This is a genomic window from Bacteroidota bacterium (assembly GCA_038746285.1).
Classification (GTDB): domain Bacteria; phylum Bacteroidota; class Rhodothermia; order Rhodothermales; family JANQRZ01; genus JANQRZ01.
The window spans coordinates 1-1,673 of record JBCDKT010000129.1 but is presented as its reverse complement, the minus strand read 5'-3'; the positions used below and the strand labels follow the sequence as shown (position 1 = coordinate 1,673).

At 69.1% G+C, this 1,673-nt stretch carries 3 protein-coding genes; 2 read left to right on the top strand and 1 reads right to left on the bottom strand.

What is annotated here, in order from left to right:
- A partial coding sequence (locus AAGI91_17860; GenBank protein ID MEM1044480.1) for a hypothetical protein occupies positions 1–266 on the top strand: 266 nt, incomplete at its 5' end.
- A gap of 33 nt (positions 267–299) precedes the next feature.
- Here the strand turns inward: AAGI91_17860 and AAGI91_17855 are convergent.
- Positions 300–977: an energy transducer TonB gene (locus AAGI91_17855; protein ID MEM1044479.1), complete on the bottom strand. Its 678-nt coding sequence runs from the start codon at positions 975–977 to the stop codon at positions 300–302.
- Positions 978–1,152: 175 nt separating this feature from the next.
- Here AAGI91_17855 and AAGI91_17850 point away from each other — a divergent pair.
- Positions 1,153–1,673, top strand: a 521-nt coding sequence (locus AAGI91_17850) for an aminotransferase class V-fold PLP-dependent enzyme (protein ID MEM1044478.1), incomplete at its 3' end; no start/stop codon positions are given.

Sequence of the window (1,673 nt, the reverse complement as noted above, 5' to 3'; positions counted from 1 at the left end):
TCGAAGGCCAGCAAGACTTGTTCGGCGCGCCGTCGAGAGGAGGCGGCCAGACACCAGCCAGCAAAGCAAAGCCGACACCGCCGCCGGAGGGCCTCAACCGGGTCGAGCAGCAGCTCTACGACGCGCTCGCGCCCGAGCCGATGCACCTCGACACGCTCTGCGAACGCGCCGGGGTGGACGTGTCGAACGCGCTGGTCTACCTGCTCGGCCTCGAACTGGGCGGCCATGTCGGGCAGCTCGCCGGGCGGCAGTTTTACCGCCGCTGAGCCCGCTTGAACGTCGTCGCCGTTGCCTCGGCGTCAGCGCAGGCGGAACGTGACGGGGAGCGAGAACTGGACCTTCACCGGGCGGCCTCGCTGCATGCCGGGACGGAAGCGAAGTGTGCGCACGCAGCGCACGGCCTCCTCGTCGGCCCCGCCGCCGATGCCGCGCGCGACCTGAGGCTCGGTGACGTTTCCGCGCTCGTCCACGACGAGCTGGACGAACACGCGTCCTTGGATGCCGGTGAGCTTCGCCATCTCGGGATAGCGGATGCAGCCTTGCAGAGCCGTCATCGCTTCCTGCTCGTTTGGAAGGAGTTGGGGTTGGTCCTCCACAATGATGAAGTAGCTCGGCTCTTCCGGCTCGGGCTCACGGTCAGGTTGGATAAGCGGCGGCAGACCAGGCAGCGGTGGCGTCTCGAAGGGGTCGAAGATCACCTCAATGTCCAGGTCAGGATCTTCCACGCCGGTGTTGGGCACCTCGACGGGCGCCGGGGGCTTCGGCGGTGGAGGCGGCGGCAGCTCGTGCCGGGTGATCTCGATGTCCTCGAGTTCGACGCGTTCGATGGGGCTATCGAGCACCTCGAAGCTGTTGGCGGCGCGGTAGGGCGTGGTGAACGCAGCGAGCACGACGCCGAGTGCGAGCAGCGCGCCCACTTGCAGGACGACGGGGTAGTGCCGTTTGAGGTCGGCGCGCGGAGTCTTCCGGACGGACATGAAGGTGCGGGCTCGTGGATGGGACGACGACGGAACGGGCAGGGCGGCGGAAACACATCGCCCAGCGCGCGCTATCCTTGCCCCACAGACACGACGCCTCCGCAAACGTTGCCCGGCCGACAACGCCCGACCGGCGACGCCCGAACAGCGACGCCCGAACAGCGACGCCCGACCCATGACCCTCGACCTGCGACCCGCGACCTCAAGCCTCCGCGCCCTCTTCCCGCACACCGAGCGGATGGCCTACCTCGACCACGCCTCGACCGGCCCGCTCAGCCGGCCCGTCATGGACGCGGTGGCGGCCCACCTCCAGCAGCGCCATGCCACGCAGCCAAACAACTACTTGGACATCGCGCCGACGCTGGAGCGTGGCCGGGAGCGCATCGCGCAGGTACTCGGTACGGACGTCGGGCGCGTCGAGTATGCACCCAATACGTCGTACGCGCTCAACGTGCTCGCGCACGGCCTCGACTGGCAGCCGGGCGACCGCATCGCCGTGCCGGGGTGCGAGTTTCCGGCCAACGTCTTCCCGTGGCGGTCCCTCGAAGCGCGCGGCGTGGCGATTGATTTCATCCCGACGGAGCGCGGCACGTTCACGCTCGACGCGGTCGCCGCGACGCTGCGCCCTGAGACTCGCCTCGTGGCCGTGAGCTGGGTGCAGTTCCTCTCCGGCTTCCGGGCGAACCTCGCCGCGCT